Source organism: Gracilibacillus sp. D59, from assembly GCF_052246695.1.
Classification (GTDB): Bacteria; Bacillota; Bacilli; order Bacillales; family Amphibacillaceae; genus Gracilibacillus.
The window spans coordinates 324,508-343,465 of record NZ_JBQQCK010000002.1; the positions used below are offsets into that span (position 1 = coordinate 324,508).

Annotated in this window: 22 protein-coding genes and 2 pseudogenes; 14 read left to right on the forward strand and 10 right to left on the reverse strand. The window is 35.1% G+C overall.

Going from position 1 to position 18,958, the window contains the following annotated elements; translation table 11 throughout:
- Nucleotides 1-161: 161 nt before the first annotated feature.
- From ACTWP4_RS04770 to tatC, 3 genes are read left to right on the forward strand one after another with little or no spacing between them, the layout of a single operon-like run.
- Complete coding sequence (locus ACTWP4_RS04770; protein WP_443127617.1) at nucleotides 162-356, forward strand: hypothetical protein; 195 nt, start codon at nucleotides 162-164, stop codon at nucleotides 354-356.
- Nucleotides 356-571, forward strand: a complete 216-nt coding sequence (locus tag ACTWP4_RS04775) for a twin-arginine translocase TatA/TatE family subunit (protein ID WP_443127618.1) — start codon at nucleotides 356-358, stop codon at nucleotides 569-571. Before ACTWP4_RS04770 ends, ACTWP4_RS04775 begins: the two co-directional genes overlap by 1 nt.
- 60 nt (nucleotides 572-631) lie before the next feature.
- The gene (gene tatC / locus ACTWP4_RS04780) at nucleotides 632-1,357 is read left to right on the forward strand and encodes a twin-arginine translocase subunit TatC (protein ID WP_443127619.1); all 726 of its coding nucleotides are present in this window, start codon (nucleotides 632-634) and stop codon (nucleotides 1,355-1,357) included.
- Between the two features lie 105 nt (nucleotides 1,358-1,462).
- Here tatC and ACTWP4_RS04785 read toward each other — a convergent pair.
- A pseudogene (locus ACTWP4_RS04785) lies at nucleotides 1,463-2,238 on the reverse strand (ATP-dependent metallopeptidase FtsH/Yme1/Tma family protein); the annotation flags it as partial.
- A gap of 26 nt (nucleotides 2,239-2,264) precedes the next feature.
- Between ACTWP4_RS04785 and ACTWP4_RS04790 the strand changes: the two are divergent.
- From ACTWP4_RS04790 to ACTWP4_RS04810, 5 genes and pseudogenes are all read left to right on the forward strand, one after another.
- Nucleotides 2,265-2,714: pseudogene (locus ACTWP4_RS04790) on the forward strand (GrpB family protein).
- A gap of 82 nt (nucleotides 2,715-2,796) precedes the next feature.
- Nucleotides 2,797-3,201, forward strand: a complete 405-nt coding sequence (locus tag ACTWP4_RS04795; protein ID WP_443127620.1) for a DUF3888 domain-containing protein — start codon at nucleotides 2,797-2,799, stop codon at nucleotides 3,199-3,201.
- A gap of 62 nt (nucleotides 3,202-3,263) precedes the next feature.
- Nucleotides 3,264-3,821 carry a GNAT family N-acetyltransferase gene (locus ACTWP4_RS04800; protein ID WP_443127621.1) on the forward strand — a complete coding sequence of 186 codons (558 nt, stop codon included), beginning with the start codon at nucleotides 3,264-3,266 and terminating at the stop codon, nucleotides 3,819-3,821.
- Nucleotides 3,822-4,046: 225 nt separating this feature from the next.
- On the forward strand, nucleotides 4,047-4,514 hold the full coding sequence (locus ACTWP4_RS04805) for a hypothetical protein (RefSeq protein WP_443127622.1): 468 nt from the start codon (nucleotides 4,047-4,049) through the stop codon (nucleotides 4,512-4,514).
- A gap of 88 nt (nucleotides 4,515-4,602) precedes the next feature.
- Nucleotides 4,603-4,920, forward strand: coding sequence for a hypothetical protein (locus ACTWP4_RS04810; protein ID WP_443127623.1), 318 nt, complete (start codon nucleotides 4,603-4,605; stop codon nucleotides 4,918-4,920).
- A gap of 144 nt (nucleotides 4,921-5,064) precedes the next feature.
- Here ACTWP4_RS04810 and ACTWP4_RS04815 read toward each other — a convergent pair whose 3' ends face one another.
- Nucleotides 5,065-5,466, reverse strand: coding sequence for a hypothetical protein (locus ACTWP4_RS04815; protein WP_443127624.1), 402 nt, complete (start codon nucleotides 5,464-5,466; stop codon nucleotides 5,065-5,067).
- A 613-nt stretch (nucleotides 5,467-6,079) separates the two neighbouring features.
- Here ACTWP4_RS04815 and ACTWP4_RS04820 point away from each other — a divergent pair.
- Together ACTWP4_RS04820 and ACTWP4_RS04825 are read left to right on the forward strand one after the other, a co-directional pair.
- Nucleotides 6,080-6,796, forward strand: a complete 717-nt coding sequence (locus ACTWP4_RS04820; protein ID WP_443127625.1) for a YwaF family protein — start codon at nucleotides 6,080-6,082, stop codon at nucleotides 6,794-6,796.
- 91 nt (nucleotides 6,797-6,887) lie between these two features.
- Nucleotides 6,888-7,628 (forward strand): class I SAM-dependent methyltransferase, encoded by a 741-nt coding sequence (locus ACTWP4_RS04825; protein WP_443127626.1) that lies wholly within the window; start codon nucleotides 6,888-6,890, stop codon nucleotides 7,626-7,628.
- 60 nt (nucleotides 7,629-7,688) lie between these two features.
- Here the strand turns inward: ACTWP4_RS04825 and ACTWP4_RS04830 are convergent, their stop codons facing one another.
- Nucleotides 7,689-8,138: an AraC family transcriptional regulator gene (locus ACTWP4_RS04830; RefSeq protein WP_443127627.1), complete on the reverse strand. Its 450-nt coding sequence runs from the start codon at nucleotides 8,136-8,138 to the stop codon at nucleotides 7,689-7,691.
- A gap of 443 nt (nucleotides 8,139-8,581) precedes the next feature.
- On the opposite strand from ACTWP4_RS04830, the gene ACTWP4_RS04835 reads away from it, so the two are divergent.
- Nucleotides 8,582-10,621, forward strand: coding sequence for a catalase (locus ACTWP4_RS04835; protein WP_443127628.1), 2,040 nt, complete (start codon nucleotides 8,582-8,584; stop codon nucleotides 10,619-10,621).
- 479 nt (nucleotides 10,622-11,100) lie between these two features.
- Here the strand turns inward: ACTWP4_RS04835 and ACTWP4_RS04840 are convergent, their stop codons facing one another.
- Nucleotides 11,101-11,280 (reverse strand): hypothetical protein, encoded by a 180-nt coding sequence (locus ACTWP4_RS04840; protein WP_443127629.1) that lies wholly within the window; start codon nucleotides 11,278-11,280, stop codon nucleotides 11,101-11,103.
- Nucleotides 11,281-11,654: 374 nt separating this feature from the next.
- A complete protein-coding gene (locus ACTWP4_RS04845) occupies nucleotides 11,655-11,834 on the reverse strand; it encodes an H-type small acid-soluble spore protein (protein WP_443127630.1) in 180 nt (59 codons plus the stop codon).
- A 262-nt stretch (nucleotides 11,835-12,096) separates the two neighbouring features.
- Here ACTWP4_RS04845 and ACTWP4_RS04850 point away from each other — a divergent pair, with 262 nt between their 5' ends.
- Entirely contained in the window at nucleotides 12,097-13,227 is a 1,131-nt protein-coding gene (locus tag ACTWP4_RS04850; protein ID WP_443127631.1) for a GGDEF domain-containing protein, read from the forward strand.
- A 271-nt stretch (nucleotides 13,228-13,498) separates the two neighbouring features.
- Here ACTWP4_RS04850 and ACTWP4_RS04855 read toward each other — a convergent pair whose 3' ends face one another.
- Complete coding sequence (locus tag ACTWP4_RS04855) at nucleotides 13,499-14,233, reverse strand: MerR family transcriptional regulator (RefSeq protein WP_443127929.1); 735 nt, start codon at nucleotides 14,231-14,233, stop codon at nucleotides 13,499-13,501.
- A gap of 114 nt (nucleotides 14,234-14,347) precedes the next feature.
- On the opposite strand from ACTWP4_RS04855, the gene ACTWP4_RS04860 reads away from it, so the two are divergent.
- Nucleotides 14,348-15,076, forward strand: a complete 729-nt coding sequence (locus ACTWP4_RS04860; RefSeq protein ID WP_443127632.1) for an EcsC family protein — start codon at nucleotides 14,348-14,350, stop codon at nucleotides 15,074-15,076.
- 249 nt (nucleotides 15,077-15,325) lie between these two features.
- Entirely contained in the window at nucleotides 15,326-15,937 is a 612-nt protein-coding gene (locus ACTWP4_RS04865) for a hypothetical protein (RefSeq protein WP_443127633.1), read from the forward strand.
- Between the two features lie 57 nt (nucleotides 15,938-15,994).
- Here the strand turns inward: ACTWP4_RS04865 and ACTWP4_RS04870 are convergent, their stop codons facing one another.
- The 4 genes from ACTWP4_RS04870 to ACTWP4_RS04885 form a co-directional block, all read right to left on the reverse strand.
- Complete coding sequence (locus tag ACTWP4_RS04870; RefSeq protein WP_443127634.1) at nucleotides 15,995-16,411, reverse strand: DUF4395 domain-containing protein; 417 nt, start codon at nucleotides 16,409-16,411, stop codon at nucleotides 15,995-15,997.
- A gap of 107 nt (nucleotides 16,412-16,518) precedes the next feature.
- The gene (locus ACTWP4_RS04875; RefSeq protein WP_443127635.1) at nucleotides 16,519-17,685 is read right to left on the reverse strand and encodes an MFS transporter; all 1,167 of its coding nucleotides are present in this window, start codon (nucleotides 17,683-17,685) and stop codon (nucleotides 16,519-16,521) included.
- Nucleotides 17,686-17,710: 25 nt separating this feature from the next.
- Nucleotides 17,711-18,085 carry a PilZ domain-containing protein gene (locus ACTWP4_RS04880; protein ID WP_443127636.1) on the reverse strand — a complete coding sequence of 125 codons (375 nt, stop codon included), beginning with the start codon at nucleotides 18,083-18,085 and terminating at the stop codon, nucleotides 17,711-17,713.
- 1 nt (nucleotide 18,086) lies between these two features.
- Nucleotides 18,087-18,794: an HAD family hydrolase gene (locus ACTWP4_RS04885; protein ID WP_443127637.1), complete on the reverse strand. Its 708-nt coding sequence runs from the start codon at nucleotides 18,792-18,794 to the stop codon at nucleotides 18,087-18,089.
- Between the last annotated feature and the right edge of the window lie 164 nt (nucleotides 18,795-18,958).

Here is an 18,958-nt window from a genome sequence, read left to right on the forward strand (position 1 = left end):
AAAGCGTCTTTTAGGATACCATAAAAAAAGATGTAAGCTAGCATTCTGTATGGTTTACATCTTTTTTTATATTTCATTGCAGCAAGTTTATTTCCAAAAGTGAAGGTGTCATAAAAGTTAGCAGTATGTAATTTTTCTTGGTTATGGAAGGAGTATATAATGTGGTTTTTGTTTGCAAACAGCATGTTCGTAAAGCCTTAAAAGTGATTTTTCTTCCACATATTCAATCTATCTCAGATGATTATAAATTACTTGAAGAGTTAGAATGTGAAGTTTGTGGGAAACAGGCAGATTATAAATTATATAATTTCTATCACAAAGAAAAAAAGCTATCTAAAACAATGGAGGTTTTTTAATGTTACAGAATATTGGTATACCTGGTTTAATTCTTGTTCTTGTCATCGCATTAATTATTTTTGGCCCATCCAAGCTACCTGAAATTGGCCGTGCATTCGGATCTACTTTAAGAGAATTTAAAAAATCAACACGTGATTTGGTAGCAGATGAGGACAAAGACAATAATGAGGATAAAGAAATAGAAGAACCAAAAAAAACAAAAGTAGCTAAATAAGAGATTCTAGAAGATGTAGGTAACTTCCATGCTTTCATCTTCTTTTTTAGAGGTGATTTAATGGATAAACAAGAGATGAATCTGGTGGACCACTTAAGTGAATTACGTAAACGTCTAATTATTGTCATTGGATGTTTTATGTTATTTGTAATTTTGGCTTTAGTTTATGTAAAGAATATTTATCATTGGTTAATCCAAGATCTATCAATAAAATTAGCAGTTCTAGGTCCAAGTGATATTTTGTGGGTTTATTTAATGCTCGCAGTTGTGGTTGCAATAGCGGGTACGATACCAATTGCTTCCCTTCAGATTTGGCTCTTTGTACGACCTGCTTTATCTGAAAAAGAGAAAAAAGTAACATTAGCATATATACCAGCACTATTTTTTCTTTTTATTGTGGGTATTTGTTTTGGTTATTTTGTCATTTTCCCGTTAGTATTTCAATTTTTACTATCGCTGTCAGAAGACATGTTTATGGAATTTTTCACGACAGAGAAATACTTTCTATTTTTAATTCATATGGTACTACCTTTTGGTTTTCTATTTGAAATTCCTGTTGTTATCATGTTTTTAACTACTCTTGGGGTGCTAAATCCTTATAGTTTGCAAAAAGCTAGAAAGTATTCCTATTTTATTTTGATTGTAACAGCTGTGCTAATAACACCTCCAGATTTTCTATCAGACATACTTGTTATTATTCCACTGCTATTTTTATATGAATGTAGTGTTTTATTATCTAAGGTAGTGTACCGACGGAAACAAAAATCAGACTTATCTGCAGCATAAACTATGTTTTCCGATAATGTGTTTTGAGCAAAAAAATAAGGTGAAGGGGTCAGGCCCAACATATGGACAAGTGTCCACTAGGAGGGTCTGACCCCCATTTGCTACTTCAACAGATTCTTCCAAATCACTTTGGTTTATATTTTTCCTATTTAAACGAACTGCTCGAAGTGCTGCTTCATTTATAATATTAGCCAAATCAGCGCCAGATGCTCCAGCTGTAGCTCTAGCGATTAAGTTGAAGTCGACATTATCTTCAAACTTTACATTTTTAGAATGAACTTCTAGAATTGCCTCTCGACCGGCTAAGTCAGGTAATTCTACTGGGATTCTTCTATCAAATCTTCCAGGTCTTAATAATACTTTATCTAATGTTTCAGGTCTATTGGATGCTGCCAGGATGACAACACCTTTATCTGCGTCAAAACCGTCCATTTCAGTTAAAAGCTGATTAAAGGTCTGCTCTCTTTCATCGTTCCCACCCGGTCCATTTGCTCCGCGACTTTTACCAATCGTATCAATCTCATCTATAAACACAATACAAGGAGCTTTTCTTGTGCTTGCTTAAACAAATCTCTTACACGCGCTGCACCCATCCCTACAAACATTTCTACAAATTCAGAGCCAGAAATGGAGAAGAAGGGAACCTTAGATTCACCAGCTACGGCCTTTGCTAGTAATGTTTTACCTGTTCCTGGAGGTCCTACAAGTAAAGCACCTTTAGGAATTTTCGCCCCAATTTCTTTATATTTTTCTGGATTGTCTAAAAAAGTAACGATCTCTTCTAAAGCTTCCTTCGCTTCTTCTTGACCAGCCACATTTGCAAAAGTCTTACCTGTTTGGGCTTCTACGTAAACCTTCGCATTACTTTTACCAAACTTCATGGGGCTTAGGGTCTGGGCTGGGGGATATGGGGTTATTACAATCAATCTTTGGAGAAAACACTAAAGATATACAACATTTCGGAAGCACCGCTATAGAAGGCATCATAGCTAAACCTATTATTGATATACTAGTAGGTGTTGATACTTTAGAAGACGTCAGGAAATTTGATGAAGAATGATTAAAAGAAACAGGATATTACCATTTATCGAAAGTGCGACTCGATGGAAAAGTAGTGTTTGCTAAGTTTACGGACTTAGAAAGCCCAACGAAAACACATATTATGCATGTGGTTGAATACAAAGGCAGCTGGTGGAAAGAACATACTTATTTTAGGGATTATCTGAATTCCAATCCAGAAAAGGCAAAAGAGTATGATGTATTAAAGCAATATTTAGCATGGAAATTCCCAAAAGAGGAACCATCATATACAGCAGAAAAGAAGAGGTTTGTAGATGAAATTTTAAAGAAAATATAAAGTTATTACAGACTATTTGGTGTTTTTTTCTTCAGTGAATAAGATCTGTTTCGTTTTCTCAAGCTAAACAGAGGTGATCAACATGAAAAAACAAGCAGTTAGTCTTATCTTCACCATTTTCTTTTTAGTAAGTTATCAGGTACCAGCTCACTCACAAACAATAAATGAAGCCGATACGGAGTTATCTGATACACTTAAATATGCACTTATCAATAGCTTAAGAGAGCCAATTGATCGAGCGATAACTGAAATTTATAAAGATGATAAGGATGCACCAGAGGGGCTAACCTGGGCTTCATATGATACGGAAATACTAAAAATAAAGCAGCTTTATGGAGTAGGCGGAGCATATGAAATCACATTAAAAGTTAAACCTTATTATCGTGCTCATATTACTTATGGTGAAGATGTAATTATAGTAAGTGCAGATGGTAAATTGATCGATTATGAACATTTAAAAACATACCCTTTGAATAATTTTAACTAGTTAATAGCCTCTGATCTGATTGAAGCAAGGGAAATAGAATCGAAAGGGAGAAATAATCAATAATGGTTGAAATAGCAGGAGATAAAGTAGTATTAAAAGAACCGACAGAAGCGGCTGTTGATGAACTATACTATTGGAAGTTTGAAGAGGAAAAACAAGAAGCAAAAAAATGGAATGGTCCTTATATACCGGAAGAAAGGCAAACAAAAGAGGAATATCGTAATATGTGGTTGAAGGATAATAAGATTTATGGTTTCCGTGATTCCCTTATTATATATGCAGAAGGTAAGTTACTTGGTTACGTTGGTGCTCATTGGATTGATAAAAATACCAATTGGCTTGAAACTGGGATTGTTATATATGATAAAGATTATTGGAACGGTGGATATGGCTCGGAAGCCTATCAGTTATGGATTGATTTCCTGTTCAAGTCTTCTGATATACATAGATTAGGGATGTCTACATGGTCAGGAAATAGCAGAATGATAAAAGTAGCAGAAAAGGTTGGTATGAAGGAAGAAGCACGGATAAGAAAAGCAAGAATAGTAGATGGAGAGTATTTTGACGCGATAAAAATGGGGATATTACGAGAAGAGTGGGAGTACCAAAAACAAGAATAAAGAGACTAAATCTACTCTTGATATAATTGTTATTGTGATGCTTTGAAGACATTTTGTTATGATCTATAGGGGAGATACAATGGATCTAAGTTAAGAGAGGTTGGTGCTTGATAGATACTAAGAGATAGATTCCAGTGATAAAGAAGAGTTGAAGGAACTCAGAAACACGTTTTAGAGAGTGTGTAAATGGACTATATTTGTGTGTAGTTAGTGAGGTGTATAAAAATGAAGCGATTTTTAGTAGTCATATTATCAACACTTCTCTTTGCATTACTTTATGCTTGGATAACCTATGTTCCAATTTCTGAACGTAGCCCTAATGTTTATTATTTTGGTTCTTTAGAAACTTTTAGTTTTGTCGTAGTTTACTCGGGTGCAATATATATTCTCGGTGGGTTACCCGTTTCTATTCTAATCGATCGGCTAACTGAGAAGGTAAATAATAAGCCAAAATGGGTTTATTATCTAGTTCGATTAATTATTTACTCGCTTGGAGGAATAGTAGTTAGTTTTGTATATCTAATCATAACGCTCCATGACCTATTATTATATGAGTTATTAAGGTCGGCCATTTTGGGATTTATAGCGGCAAATATATATTTTCATTTTTTATTATTAACATCTTATCTGAAAGAAAAATTGTATTTATTATCTAATCATAAAACTCCTAAAGGAGCTGGTATAGGGAGATGAAAAGCACGGATAAGAAAAAAAAAGAATAGTAGATGTGACTATTTTGATGCGATAAAAATGGGAGTACCATAAAATGAGGAGGTATCTTATGCCATTAGAGCAAGAAGTGATGGGAATGTTAATTGGTGGATTTTCGACTGTTATAGGTATTACTATATTAGTTACAATTTTTCTTTGGATACGAAATAAAAGTTCAGGATATATTTGGACGTTATTGCATTTAATATTATTATCTGTCGCCATTTATTTTGCGTTAAAAGCGGTTAATTTTAATTACGATCATCCAATGGCATCTGAAGAAATTTCACTTCTAATAGGGATCTCTGGTTTTTTGTGGGCAGTCAGCATGCTTTGTTTAGTAGTCGCATTATTCAGATTCTCAAAGAGGAGATTAAATAAAGAATGACTTTCTTGAATAACAAAAATAGAAGTTAGCTACTTTTCCTGATTTAAATTGAAAATTATAGAGCTTTAAAAAGAAATAACTGAATTGTACAACGATTGAGATGTTAAAAAAAGAACTCTATTTAAGAGGTCCAGAAAATATCTGTTATCCTTCAATCATCTTAAGATAGGGAATTTCCATGTCATTTATAATGGCAATATAGATAGGTGTATCTGTTTCATATATTTTTGTTCCAATAGGCAGTTTGTTAGAAGTTCCATTTTTAAAATCTTTTGCTTTATCAGTTTGTTTTGTAATCTCTCCAACTTTTTCACCTATTGTGTAATTTAGTTCTTTAACCCAGTCAACGTCTTCAACATTTGAATAGACAATATCACCCAAAACAAAAATATCTGCATTTCCATCGTCAAGAAAATCCTTTGGTGTAGGATTACCTATTGTTTCTGATTGTGTATTTTCTTGATTATTTTTGCACCCAGATAAAACTATGAGTAAAATGGTCAAACATAAGAGAAATTTTTCGGTGAGACATAAAGATTTAAGCATTTTGTCCTCCTCGATAGGTATTTATTTTTTCCTGTAATTTCAACAACGCCCTAATTACCTCAATCATTAGGTTTATTAGCTATCAGTCGCTTAAATGAGTAATCAACCGCCCAAATTAGGATGGAAGATAATAAAGCAGCGAAAATAATACTAGATGTACTTTCCATAAATAATATGAAAGACTCATAACTTGATTGCATTACATAAAATAATAGTATAAAAAGTATGGCAAATAAAACATGAAGAAGCATAGACAGAAATTCAGATTTATGCTTAAAAAACCTTTCAATGATAATGGTTGTTGGTAATCCGAAAAGGAGTATAATTGGAGCAAGATATACTACGTACAATAGTACATCTGTAACGAAACGGCCGATAAAATTGGTGTTTTGTGAAAAAAGAAATAAAAATGATAATAACAAAGAAACTAGAATAATTACGGTTATTGAAGATCTTATTTTTCTTACAAACATAATAAAACTCCTAACAAAGTGTTTTAAATTATTTTATGGCATTTGAAGTTGCTAGATACCTTGTAAACCTTTGTTTATTCTACTATAAAAGTCTATATTATAACAAAAAATAGAAAAATTTGAAAAAAGGGGATGAAACTATGCAGGGGTTGTTTAGTTTTAATCGCGCAGAATATCCATTTCAATTGTTTTCTCTTTCCCATATTTGTGTGGTACTCCTTACATTGGGTTTACTAGCATGTATGTATATATTTAGAGAAAGCATAACAAGAAAGTATAAGCGGTTTTTCAAATATACTTTAGTTGCATTCCTTGTAATTGGAGAGGCTTCCTTTCACTTTTGGTATCTGTTACATGATAGGTGGGATGTAATGATCAACTTACCTTTCCAATTATGTTCCATCTCCTTATATTTATGTACGATCATGTTACTTACAAGAAATTATAAAGTGTTCGAAGTTTCTTTTTTTGTAAGTATGATAGGAGCATTCGTAGCCCTCGTCACCCCAGAGCTTTTTTTCGGGTTTCCACATATGCGTTTCTTTCAGTTTTTTATTGCCCATATCGCCATTATACTCTCATGTTTTTATATGGTATGGATCGAAGAATATACACCCACATTAGGGTCGGTGATTAGAGCATTTATTGTTCTTAATATAATGGCAGGCTGTGTATTTATCGTCAATAAAATAATAGGATCTAATTATATGTTTTTAGCTGAAAAACCTAGCAATGCAAGTCCAATTGATTTTTTAGGACCTTATCCGTGGTATATTTTGTCCCTTGAAGTTATTGCACTTATTTTATTTATGCTTTTATACCTCGCTTTTAAAATTCAAAAAAGAAATAAGATTTAAAGCATGTTTTGGTTGTGAAATCCAAAGATGTTTTGTCTGCTGATTTGGTAAACTGGTATCGCAAGGTAACACAATATTGGAGGGGATACTATTGAAACAAAATATTTATGATGATCCAAAATTCTTTAAAGAATATAGTGCACTACGAGAAAGTGGCATTACCTATAATGATTTTGTTGAACAGCCCGCAATAAAATCAGCAATTTCAAATCTGGATGGTAAATCTGTTTTGGATTTAGGGTGTGGGACTGGTGAATTTGCAAAATATTGTATTGAAAACGGGGCATCGAAGGTTTTAGGTGTAGACATATCAGCAAATATGATAGAGAAGGCAAAAAAAGAAAACGCACACAACAACATAGATTATATTTGTATATCAATAGAAGATTTAGAATTAGAGAATCAGAAATTTGATTTAGTCATAAGCTCCTTGGCAGTTCATTATGTGGAAGATTACGCAAATCTGATTAAAAAGGTTAGAAATTTATTAACGAAAAATGGGGAATTTATATTCTCAACGGAACATCCTATTGTAACAGCTAAAAAAGAGATGAATGGTTGGGTAAAGGATGTCGATGGTAATAAATTACATTGGTCTTTAGATAATTATCAAGAGGAAGGGAAAAGAGAACAGCATTGGTATATTGATGGTGTTATTAAATATCATAGAACGATTTCTACATTAGTAAATACATTAATAGAAAACGGACTTGTGTTAGAAAAGATAATAGAACCACAGTCAATACCTGTTGGGTTACAGAAAATGCCTAAATTAGTAAATGAAAAACGGAGACCATCATTTATTGTTATCAAATCAAGAAATTCATTTTAAGATTAAAGAAGAACAAGAAGTATTTGATAAACAACTTGTTCTTCTTTTTTGCTTTTATTGTTAAGATTTAACAGGTATACATATCTCGCAATAAGGATTGGAAATCATATCATCAGTGTATTTTTCTAGGATGGGTTTGTTATCCATTTGATATCCGTTGTTTAGTAGTAATGGGAAAATGTCAGTATATGCTTGTTGAATATCTTCTGCTGTATGTTTGACTTCGTATATAAGGTATTTTCCACCAGAAAGTTCACTTTCACTCATTGATTCATCTAATTGATAATCTTTTGAAATCACAATACAAGCATCAAATCTACATTTGTCAGGAGTTGCTGTATCAGGGTTATCTTGTGGAATTGCAAAAAGGGTTGCTGATTTAAGAAGATTTTTCTCTTTAGCCCATTTTTTTAGCTTCTCCATTACTTTGATATTTGTAGGGCCATATGGTCCAACTTGACGCAAATAAGCGATACGATAGTTTGGAAGTGTTTCGATCTTGAATTTCATACTTACTTCTCCCTTTCCTCGTTTATTCTGTTACTAGACACATGATGACGATAACATGGTTAAAAAATATATACACTTTAATTTTTAAACTTGTTGTAAGTGGTGTACTACATAAACGAAATTACTTGGATTTAAATCTAAGCATTTTTGTGTGCGACGATGCAGTTATGTTCTTGAAGACACTTTAGTATGTCTAGTTGTGGTTTTCGTCTCATCAAAGACCAGAGGTCGCGATTATTTCCAGGGAAATATTATGTTTTTTGACAAGTTCCAACATGGAAACTAAGTTGAAATTCCCTCCGCTAAATTCACGCCGACCGGATCTGATCCATATTCGTCAGCCTTCATATGATTTTATTGTAAATGGGATGTTTCACCTTTTATTCTCACGGGAAGAGGTTTTCTGTAATAACTTCTCATCAATTCCACAAGGAGGATTTAAAGTGAAGAGTCATAACAGCAAGAAGGAACAGTTAGAGCAATTCACAAAAGACGACCGTGGGAAGAAGATGACGACAAATCAAGGTGTGAAAGTTCATGAAGATGAAGATGAGTTCTCCTTAAAAGCAGGAGAACGTGGACCAACCTTAATGGAAGATTTTCATTTCAGGGAAAAGATGACACACTTTGACCATGAACGAATTCCGGAGAGAATCGTACATGCGCGAGGTTTTGCTGCTCATGGAGAATTTCAAGTGTATGATTCAATGAAGGAATTCACGAAAGCTGACTTTCTACAGGATCCATCGAAAAAAACACCCGTATTTGTGAGGTTTTCAACTGTTGCGGGTAGTAAAGGATCAGGGGAATTAGCGCGTGATGCACGAGGGTTTGCAACTAAATTTTATACAGAAGAAGGAAACTATGATTTGGTAGGGAATAATATACCTGTCTTTTTCATTCAGGATGCAATGAAATTCCCTGATTTAATACATGCTGTAAAGCCTGAACCACATAATGAGATGCCACAAGCAGCTTCTGCCCATGATACCTTCTGGGACTTTGTGGCGAATAACCAGGAGTCTGCTCATATGGTTATGTGGACCATGTCAGACCGGGCGATTCCAAGAAGCTTCCGGATGATGGAGGGATTTGGTGTCCATACATTCCGATTTATTAATGCAGAAGGGAAATCCCATTTTGTTAAATTTCATTGGAAACCAGTATTAGGAACACATTCAGTAGTATGGGATGAAGCGCAAAAACTAAACGGTAAAGATCCAGATTTCCATCGAAGAGACCTATGGGAGTCTATTGAAAATGGGGAGTACCCTGAATATGAACTAGGGGTACAAATGATTCCCGAAAAAGATGAATTTAGTTTTGACTTTGATATATTAGATCCAACCAAGTTGTGGCCGGAAGAAGACGTGCCAGTAAAGATTATCGGCAAAATGACATTGAATCGAAATGTCGATAATGTATTTGCCGAAACGGAACAAGTTGCATTCCATCCTGGTCATGTAGTTCCGGGAATTGATTTTACCAATGATCCATTATTACAGGGACGCCTGTTTTCTTATACAGATACACAGTTGATTCGTTTGGGAGGACCGAATTTTCACGAACTGCCAATTAATCGGCCGGTATGCCCATTCCATAATAATCAACGAGATGGATACGGCAGACAAACTATTAATCAAGGACCTGTCAGCTACCATAAGAATTCATTGGCTCAGAATACCCCTGAACCGTCGACAGAGGCAGAAGGAGGCTATAAGCATTACGAAGAAAAAGTAGATGGTCATGAAATACGTGCCCGGAGTGAAAGCTTCAAGGATCATTTTTCGCAAGCTACGTTATTTTGGAATAGTATGAGTGATGCCGAGAAGCAACATATCATTAATGCGTTTAGTTTTGAATTAGGAAAAGTAGAAAGTGAATCTGTTCAGAAACAAGTAGTCGAGATGTTTTCTAATGTAAGTACGGAACTGGCGCAACAAGTTGCAGAAGCAATAGGTGTTGAACCTCCTGTGTCAAAAGATATAAAGGTGACGAAATCTTCACCAGCACTTAGTCAGGAAAATACAGTGAAATCAGTAGTGACAAGAAAGGTAGCTATAATTATGGGTAATGGTTTTGACGAAACCGAGGTACAACCGGTATTGGAGAATCTGAAAAAGCAAGGTATTAAGCTAGAGTTAATCAGTGACCAATTAGGTTCTGTTAAAAGTAAAAAAGGCGAATTATATCAAGTGGATCATACCTTTTTAACAGCAGATTCGGTCCTGTTTGATGCTGTTTTAGTCGCTGGAGGTAACGAAGAAAAGAAAGATTTTTATAAGAAAGCAATCTACTTTGTACATGAGGCATATTCTCATTTCAAGCCGATAGGTGCTATCAATGTCGGAGAAGACCTTCTTAATGTAGCTGATATGAAAGATAGCCCTGGGGTTGTTCTAAGTGGAAATTCATCCGATTTTTCGAAGGAGTTTATCGATGCAATAGCAGTCCACAGACATTGGGACCGACATGTTGTTTAAAAGAGGAGAAAATGACCATAAGAAACCCAAGGTAAACATTTTACCTTGGGTTTTTTGATATGCAGAGATGTCTCTCCGTGCTTCCATTATAGTCTGTCGGTTTGTTTCTGAATTACATACGGAGCCTTTTTATAGATTGAGGGTTAACTGAACACCTTATCTATTGTTATGGACAAAATAAGCAGAAAAGCCTGGAAAGTGTCCATAAGAATAGATCTTACGGACATAATAAGGAGTCATTGGATTTTAATGTCCATAAGAACCAATCTTACGGACAAAAAATAAAAATTCCTATTAAATTGTCTATAAGAAGTAATCTTATGGACAAAATTTAGCAAAACCCAAACAAAATGTCCGTAAGTTGGATTAATCACTGCCCACTGGAGTCCTTTACAACTTGACGTCCAGGAATTAACTAGAAGTGAGCATTCAAAACCCAAGGTGAAAATCCACCTTGGGTTTTGAACAGTTTTTTATATCTATGCTTTTGACCTTAATTTTTCAAAGAAGCCTATTTTTCCACTTCCTTCACATGTGGAACAAGCCATTTCCCCTTCGCCAGCACAAGTTTCACATTTGTGAATACCGTAATCGATACCTTCACCAGAACAATCTGGACAACGTATTAACCCTTCACCACTACAACTTTTACACCTCATACAGAATTCCTCCTTGAAATTTTTTTGGAGCAATAACGATTTAGGCTAGCGGATTAAACTGGCTGTGAAATGCTTATCCTATTAAGCTCCACTTCCATAAATATAATACCATATTCAAAAATGCCTGTGTGTAAGATTCATGAGGAAAATTAGCTAAAATCAAATCCCCATTAGATAATCTTACAAATCCATCTTATGAATATCTTAATTATTAAATACCACCGATTTATAGTTTTAATCATGAAATAAGTTTATTTAATCTTTTGTAATGAAATTGTAATATAATAATAAGAAAGCTGAAACACTTTCATTTAGTGTTTCAGCTCATGCAAGAAGTTCAATGCCCTCAATTGCTATAAACGTTCTAATTCCTTTTATTTCTCTACTAAGTTTGTAACATCCACTTCGAATTCTCCTGCTGCTTCTTTAGTATATCTTACTAGGGCTTGCTGTGTTTCGTCATTCACATCCTCGATATAAACATATTTACCGTTATAGACAACATCCTTCATAACTGGATCATCTTTAATTTCTTTTGCTCTCATTAGATTCATTCAAAATAACCTCCTTAATATTGCTTACACTTTTCGATAACCTTTAGAATAGCTAACTAAACATAAGATTTACATTCATAATGGAACGTGGGAAAAATATGTATTTAAATTAGGTATTGAGTCATTTTTTTACTTACCAATTAAAATGTATTTTTTTAGTCATTCTTCCAAAAAATATAAACTAATTGAAAATAATGGGTGAATAGTCCCGATGACCTGTGTATAATAGAGTTAGCTCGGATGTGACAAAGGTGGTAAAAGAATGATAGGGACAAAACCGACACGTTTAAATAATAAGCTTTGGACTAAGAAAATCCTTTATATATATTGGTTGATGGTAATAATTGCCTTTTTGGGGCAGACAATTGGTTTAGTAGTAACTATTTATTTTTACCCTGATAATATTACTAGTTTTACTATATATAAATTAATAATCCCTTCCTCTATTCAAGTGGGCAGTTTATTGATTACACATTACGTCATTCATCATAAACAAGTTTACAGTTCGAAATTATTAATGATCTCCGGCACACTTGCAGCACTGGTAACTATTGTCAGCCACCCCAACGTACCTGGATTACAACTTCTCTTTTTATTAGCGATGGCAGTCAGTTTAATTTACTTTGATAAAAGGAAGCTACGCTTTAGTTTGATCGTTAATTTAATTGCGCTATCCTCCATATATGCATTACCATCTATTAGAGAAGCAGGGACTATTTACTCGTATTTTTCCTATCATATCGTATTATGGGCGGGTTATGTGGCGTATCTTCTTATATTAGAAAGAGGAAATGAAGTATTTCAATTCCTTCAACGAGCAGCAGAAAAAGAAAAAGAATTAATTGTAAAAAGTGCCATGATGGAACGGTTATCAAAGGTTGATGCGCTAACGGGCCACTATAACCATAAGACATTCCATGAATATTTAGATTTTTTGCATGAACAAAGTATTTCACAAGGGATGCCACTACAACTTGCTTTAGTCGATATCGATAACTTTAAACAGATTAATGATTCTTATGGTCATACTAAAGGTGATTTAGTTCTAAAACGAGTTGCAACTGCCATAGCTGAACAGGTGACAGAAGATGACATAGTTGCACGATATGGTGGTGAGGAGTTTGCCGTTCTTCTTACAAATAAAAGTTTAGAAGAAGCATATGAAACAATTGAAAGTCTTCGATTGTATATAGCGAATCAATATCATGAGGAATTGAATGAAAATATAACGGTGAGTGTTGGCTTAAAGGGGTTAACCTCTGATATGTCGAAGGAGACCTTTTTTCAACAAGCAGATGAATTACTATACAAAGCAAAGCGAAATGGTAAAAATCAAGTAATGTATGACAACGAAGATCAACCATTAGCCATTCAAATAAAGGAGCCTACATGAATGTGGGCTTTTTCTAGTAAGGTAGGATGTTTAAAATGTCAAATAAATAAAGAGATAGTTGACTAGTCATGTCGTTTATTATAAGTTATCGTGGGCAAGAAAATCGCTTCGGCTACATACTTTCCTTTCCACGGAGAACACCGTCTTGAAAGAGTTGAAGCGGGTGGCCTTCACTGTATAGTATGCTCTACAATGGTAATGACCGTTATCTTTTTGAACGTGCAAAAAAAGTGATCATCGGTACTATGACCAACGATCACTTAGTTACAGCTTATTTTTGATTGTTTGCGAATGCGTCCATCGCTTCACTCATGAATTTGGCGAGGCCATCACCAAATTGATCAATATTTTTGGTAAATCGTTCATCCTGTACATACATCATGCCTAAGCCCTGAAATGCTTCCGGTGAATAGGAAGTGAAATGGTCGTTTAAAAAATCATACCACTTTTTAATGGTTTGTTGTGCTTCTTTTGAAGTAGGGTCGACATGACGAATGGCAGCTAATTCTTTGTATATCTGGTTCATTTCTTCTTGCAGTTCCTTAGTCATGTTTTTAACATTTTGATTAGCTTCATCTACCTTCTTATCTCCCCAGCGTTGTCTTGCTTCTTCCTCATAGGGATTGTTGCTGAAATCAAAGCCTTGAAATTTTTCTTCTTTACTCATATGGTAATCTCCTTTCTCATTTTGAATGGTTTTTTCAATGGTTTCGAGCATGGTGTTGATATTCTTTTGTTTATCCAATAACATCTTTCTTTGCATTTCTAGTGCTTCTAAACGGTTATAATAAGAACTAGACATGATTTCTTTGATTTTCTTTAATGGAAAATCTAATGCTCGAAAAAATAAAATTTGTTGAAGGGTTGCCAGGTCTTCATCGGAATAAATACGATAGCCATTTTCCACGGATTTAGCAGGTGATAATAGACCGATTTCATCATAATGGTGTAAGGTGCGCACGCTTATACCAGTTAAGACAGCTACTTCTTTGACTTGCATACTGATCACCCTTTCAAGTAAATCTTAAGCTATAACGTAACGTGATGGTCAAGAGGTTTTTGAAACTTTTCGTGTGATGATACGTATGAATGACTAAGAATGAAAATGGAGAGATGTAAAATGAATCTATATGAGCAACAGGCATATCAGGAAATGCTCGATTGGGAGTTAAAGATTTTAAAGAGAAAAAGTACCTTTCAACAACTGTCGAAAAAAGCACAAAATAAAATCAACAGTTATATACCGGAAAAAGCACATCAAATCATGACTGAAGCGATTAAGCATATGGTTCAAACGACATTAGTTGGTTCTGATTTTACCACAAGAAAGAACCAGGATGTCGGAGAATTGTTAGAAGATAAGGAAGTATTATTACAGCAGAAATTAGAGAACTATCGAAAAACTGCTATGATTGAAGGTGCTGGAACCGGAGCGGGTGGTATCTTTTTAGGTTTGGCTGATTTTCCGTTGCTATTATCCATTAAGATGAAATTTTTATTTGAAGTGGCAACGATTTATGGTTTTGATACATCGAAGTATGAAGAAAGATTATTTATCTTGCATGTTTTTCAACTCGCTTTTTCTAATGATAATAAAAGAAGAGAAGTATATCATTTAATTAAGTACTGGGACGAAGAGAAAGACCGTTTAGCAGATATGGATTGGCGCGTTTTCCAGCAAGAATACCGTGACTACATCGACCTTGTTAAATTATTGCAAATGGTACCAGGTTTGGGAGCTATCGTTGGAGCCTACGCTAACTATAACCTTCTCGATCAACTTGGTCACACCGCTAAAAATAGCTACCGGTTAAGAGTGTTTGATAGAACAAAGATACAGGGTGAATGACCAATTTATGGCTGCTTCCCCTGTGCTTCCTTCAAACTAAACTAACTTTTATTTTTTTTGCAGGAATTTGCAAGATTACCTCGAATAATATATATGTGTGCTTTGGTGCAATCAATTTAAAAAGAGAGGATTGATGTAATGACTCAAAGAAATGAAAGAAATGACTTCCGGTTTTCAAAACCGCAAGAAAGGCCTGTGAAATTCCGGCATGAAATGACGCTGTCCGAGGAGCTTCGGGGAGAATTGCTTATGAATGTTTATTTGAAGTTTGTGAAATATGCTTATCAAAAATACTTGCCAGATCTTAGTCCCGGTTTCGAAGAATTTGCCAATGATTATAATATCCCCGAAAATAAGCACGACCCTATCGTTGAAAATCTTTTTTGGTGGCGCCTCGCCTATGAAGTAAAGTTAAATCCTTCCTTTAATTGTTTCCTAGACTTTGTAAAAGAAAATAAACGCTACTTTCAAAAATGGCCTGTTTTAAAATCATGGTTCCAGGAATGGCGACATGTTACTCCAGCGTACTATTATATCGGTAATCGTATTGGTGCTAATGCTTTTGTTGCAGTCGATATTGAGACGGAGAAAACATTAGAAATTTTCCACCCTCTGCCCACCTTTTCCTATCCAAAGCAAGGCTCGATAACTGCCGGTATTCTCCTTCCTTTTTGTGATTCTTTATATTTCCCTATCGGAGAATTTTATCAATTTGATATCCGCACAAGAGAAGATGTTGCAAGGCATTTGCGGCATTACCAAGAGCAATTACGTGATGAAGAAGATCACTATGAAGTCTTTATGCGCATATTTTCTTCTTTACTAAAAGTAGAAGGAAGATCGTTGAAAAACAGAGTGTAAGCAAAAAGCATGCTATCTTTCTTCCAGATAGCATGCTTTAATGAAAAACGGGAATGGTTATCCCTGCGTCTCAGAACCTCTTTTATGTCTCCACATCATGTAGCGATAACGGATGGTGCATCCGATACAGTACCCAGCAAGGGCGAGGGCGGAAGCTATTACAACCATAGTGCTGAAAGTGTAAGCAAGCCAATTGATTTGCAGAGTAAAGAATAATAGCGATAGCCCAATACAAACTGTAGCAATCCATTGGTTAAAGATTTGCTGTGCTTTATCTTCTAGTGGATAGGCGTTGGCTGGCTTTTTCAAAAAGTTTTTCCCTATTCGGATTACCGGGTTATTTTTCGTTATTAAGGTAATAACTCCGATGACAAAAGGTAATAGTAAAATTATCGGATGAATGAACAAACCGAATAAAACAGTGATTAATATAAATGTTTGGTTTGTTTGAACAAGTGGTTTAGGGATAGACATTGGAATCCCTCCTTTAGTGTTAATCCAAGTATACACAGTAATTCAATCGTGTGAAAGTAGAATATATAAAAAAGCATGTTACCCTATCAGATAACATGCTTTCGATATTATGCGTGTCCCACTGTGGTATTTGTACGACTCTTATACAAATAATAAATACCTAGAGCCAGAACGGATAAAATGATACCAGATACGTAAGGCATAATGATCGCCATCCCGTACAACATTCCGCCAAGTGGTGGTCCGACAATTCGGCCTAAGGAATCGAAAGAAGATAAAAGTCCAGTAACTTGTCCATAGCCGGATGTTGCTTTTTTCGTTAGCAGTGATGATACGCTTGGACGAATCAAACCGTTCCCTAAACCAAAGACAGTCAGAAATATCGCTGCGGTAAGGAAATTCTGTATAAACAAAATAAGTGTAAAACCGATAGCGGAGACGATGATTCCGATTTGAATCACATTTCCTTCTCCTAATTTTTTCGTCATTTGGCCAACTAAACCACCCTGAACAATTGCTCCTGCTAAACCCATGATCATAAAAATATAGCCAAGCTCAACCGTTCCAAGACCGGCACGATCATACGCAAAGTAGGCAAATGTCGCTTCAAGCCCTGCTAAAGATACCGAAACAAACCATTGCAAAACATATAAATTCGCAGTAGGTGTTTTAAATGCTTCCAATAAAGATGGTCGTTTTTTTCCATGTTCTACACCTTTTTCAGTTAACGATTCTTTTAAGACAAGCGCAACTAGCATAAAGGTAATCAAAGAAGAAATACCTGATAAATAGAACGGAATCGCTAAATTACCGGAGGAAAAGACACCACCGATAGCAGGACCGAAGATAAAACCAAGACCTACAGCTGCACCGATAATTCCCATTCCTTTACCACGATCTTCTTCACTAGTTATATCTGCCACATATGCCGTTACGGTAGGCATGTTGGCAGCAGATAATAAGCCACCAATAATACGGGCGGCAAATAGCATCCATAATTGTGTTGCTAGGGCAAGCAAGAAAAATGATAGTGCCAAACCGGCAATACCAATCATTAATACAGGTTTTCGTCCAATTTTATCAGAAAATCTCCCCCACATTGGGGCGAATAAAAATTGCATAACCGAATAGGTTGCCATTAATAAACCTAACTCAAATGGTGATGCGCCAAGTTCTTCTGCGTAAAAAGGCAGGACAGGAATAATAATTCCGAATCCAACCATCACAAAGAACATGACAGCAAATAATATGCCTAGTACTTTTTTTGAATTCAACAATCTCACTCCAAAACGAAAGAAGTCAATCCTGATGGAAATGATTATCTTTCACATAATGTTTTAACTCGTGAACAATAGAACTCGATGAATCGTCACTAATATGCAAGTCAATGCCATAGAAATAGCCTTCTCGGTAATTCTCATCTTGCCAAACGATTTCACCGGTAACTGTATGTTCAGACTGTAATGTAAAGGTTGTTCTTACTTCAATCTGATTTTTTTTGTAGTGCAAATCAAATTCAGTAGAAAGCTTTAATCCTCTAGGACTTATATCATAAATAAATGCTTTCCCTGTCTTGCTTTCTGTTTGTTCATCATTTATTTTCGTAATTTGAAAAGTAGCCTCTAAAGGAATTTTAAATGTATAACGGAAGCCTTCTTCTCTTTTGTATCGCAAGCTAATCCCTCCACTTAGGTGCAATCGTTAAAATGTCATCAGGAGATTCTACGATATAATCGGGTTTTACTTTATGGTGTGAAGCTTTTCGTTTTCGATGGTTCACCCAAACGGCATTCCATCCTGCTTTTTTTGCTCCGAAGATGTCATTTTCAAATGAATCGCCAATATAGAGTATTTCTTGTTTCTCTAACTTTAGTTTTCTCTCAATGTGTTCAAAGACTTGGAGGCTAGGCTTCGAGTGCCCAACGGCTCCAGAGACAAAAATATGATCAGCAGGAATCCAGTTTGTGAGCTGTAGCTGCTTGACTTTCCTCATCTGATGGTCAAGCTCACCATTGGTTAAAACCGCTAACTGTTTACCTTGCTCGGACAATTGTTCGAGCAGTTGTCTCATCGGATCAAACAATTGTATGTTTTGCAGCTCCGTAAAATATACTTCCTGGAAACGAACTGCTTGATCATAGCTGAGGGCTATGCCAAATTCTTCACAAGCTTTGGTGATGCGGTAAGTTTGTAATTCTAGAGCAGTAATCTCACCACTCATATACTTTTCAAAAACTTCATCACTGTATTTTCTGCTTATTTTATATAAAGATACGATCTCCGATTCGGAGAAGGATGTATCTAACTGCTGAACAACCGCATTTCGAAAAGGCTGTAACTGATCGTATAAAGTGTCATCAACATCAAAGATTATCGTCTGCATGTTATCATTCCTAGCATTAAGTTCTCTATTAGCCATTTTATCACACATTGTAAATGGAAACTGTTACGATTTTCTTACTTATTTTTTTTGGGAAAATTATTTTGTAGGATAGAGTGAAGATAAAATAGTTCTTCAACTATTATTTAGAACATTTACGAAAAATT

Coding starts and splice junctions, on each gene's coding strand:
- ACTWP4_RS04775 (WP_443127618.1), top strand. CDS start 356: ATGTTACAGAATATTGGTATACCTGGTTTAATTCTTGTTCTTGTCATC.
- tatC (WP_443127619.1), top strand. CDS start 632: ATGGATAAACAAGAGATGAATCTGGTGGACCACTTAAGTGAATTACGT.
- ACTWP4_RS04795 (WP_443127620.1), top strand. CDS start 2,797: ATGAAAAAACAAGCAGTTAGTCTTATCTTCACCATTTTCTTTTTAGTA.
- ACTWP4_RS04800 (WP_443127621.1), top strand. CDS start 3,264: ATGGTTGAAATAGCAGGAGATAAAGTAGTATTAAAAGAACCGACAGAA.
- ACTWP4_RS04805 (WP_443127622.1), top strand. CDS start 4,047: ATGAAGCGATTTTTAGTAGTCATATTATCAACACTTCTCTTTGCATTA.
- ACTWP4_RS04810 (WP_443127623.1), top strand. CDS start 4,603: ATGCCATTAGAGCAAGAAGTGATGGGAATGTTAATTGGTGGATTTTCG.
- ACTWP4_RS04815 (WP_443127624.1), bottom strand. CDS start 5,466: ATGCTTAAATCTTTATGTCTCACCGAAAAATTTCTCTTATGTTTGACC.
- ACTWP4_RS04820 (WP_443127625.1), top strand. CDS start 6,080: ATGCAGGGGTTGTTTAGTTTTAATCGCGCAGAATATCCATTTCAATTG.
- ACTWP4_RS04830 (WP_443127627.1), bottom strand. CDS start 8,138: ATGAAATTCAAGATCGAAACACTTCCAAACTATCGTATCGCTTATTTG.
- ACTWP4_RS04840 (WP_443127629.1), bottom strand. CDS start 11,280: ATGAGGTGTAAAAGTTGTAGTGGTGAAGGGTTAATACGTTGTCCAGAT.
- ACTWP4_RS04845 (WP_443127630.1), bottom strand. CDS start 11,834: ATGAATCTAATGAGAGCAAAAGAAATTAAAGATGATCCAGTTATGAAG.
- ACTWP4_RS04850 (WP_443127631.1), top strand. CDS start 12,097: ATGATAGGGACAAAACCGACACGTTTAAATAATAAGCTTTGGACTAAG.
- ACTWP4_RS04860 (WP_443127632.1), top strand. CDS start 14,348: ATGAATCTATATGAGCAACAGGCATATCAGGAAATGCTCGATTGGGAG.
- ACTWP4_RS04865 (WP_443127633.1), top strand. CDS start 15,326: ATGAATGTTTATTTGAAGTTTGTGAAATATGCTTATCAAAAATACTTG.
- ACTWP4_RS04870 (WP_443127634.1), bottom strand. CDS start 16,411: ATGTCTATCCCTAAACCACTTGTTCAAACAAACCAAACATTTATATTA.
- ACTWP4_RS04885 (WP_443127637.1), bottom strand. CDS start 18,794: ATGCAGACGATAATCTTTGATGTTGATGACACTTTATACGATCAGTTA.